1 protein-coding gene is annotated in these 1,229 nt (G+C 36.2%); it reads right to left on the bottom strand.

The features are described 5' to 3' along the window. Nucleotides 1-1,229, bottom strand: a 1,229-nt coding sequence (locus B7Y67_RS18535; protein ID WP_293599894.1) for a glycosyltransferase, incomplete at both ends; no start/stop codon positions are given.

Consider the following 1,229-nt stretch of genomic DNA (forward strand, 5'->3'; position numbering starts at 1 on the left):
TGCGCTTGTGTTTCATGCGGTAAACAATGAAAGGCTGTTCCAACAAGCCCCCTTACTCCAGTTACCATTCCCGCATGTTGAATAAGATAATTTTCATACAGTAGTTTCGGGCCTACTATTCCAGCGCCAGTTGTTATAAAGGCTTCAATGATTATTTCGAGCCAGTCTTTCGAGACAACACGTACATCATCATTAAAGAATACAATTATTTCACCGGTTGCCATTTTGGCACCATAATTACATTTGTCTGAAAAATTAAAGGGTAAATCATATTTTGCAATCCTTATCTGATCATATGATTTTATGGGCTGTAACTTGGCGGCTATTTTGGAATTTGTGACAATAATTATTTCATAGTTTTCATATAAGGTGTTTTCAATGATTGTGTCAATCGTGTTTGATATGTTTGTGAAGTTGTCTGATGGAATTATTATTGACACTTTTTCGTGATTTTGGCTTTTAAGTATCCTTAAATGATTGCCGTATGGTTCTGGTTCAGCCTTAGCCAATATCCTCTTGTTGTCAGCGAAATCTTGCAATGCAGCAATATTTGATATACGGGCATAAGGTTTATCGCCTTGTGCTCCTGACCCTTCTGTCATTCTCCAGCCGTATAGGACCTTTGAAATGTGAATTATGTTATTAGCTTGTGAAGAAGCTCGTAATGCTAAATCGTAGTCTTGAGAGAAATCATATTTTGATCTAAATTTTCCGATGTCATAAATTAATTTTTTTCGATAAATGGAAAAGTGCCCAGTGTACATGCAGTTTATGAGCGCACTAGGACTCCAGTCTGGCTTTGAAAAAATTTCAATTGGTAAGCCGTTATCATCAATTTTGCATTCATCTGAGTAAATGTAGTCAGTGGATGGATTATTTTTGATGGCCGCGAAAACCTCTTCTAAGGCATCAAATGTCAATATGTCGTCATTGTCCAGTAATCCTACAAACTCCCCTGTTGCTAAATCAAGTGCATCATTAGTTGCAGATGATATTCCATGGTTGGTTTTGTTTAGTTGAATCTTAATTCTATTGTCATTTTCTGAGTAGTTCTCAAGGATTTTTTTAATCGTGACGTCGTCGGACCCATCATCTACAATGCAAAGTTCCCAATTAAGGTATGATTGGCGTCTCACCGATTCAATCGCTGATATAAGTAGTTCTGGTTTTACTTTGTATACGGGCATTAAGATAGATATTTTTATATTGTCTATTATAGATTTTAATCC

The organism is Polynucleobacter sp. 35-46-11 (genome assembly GCF_002281105.1).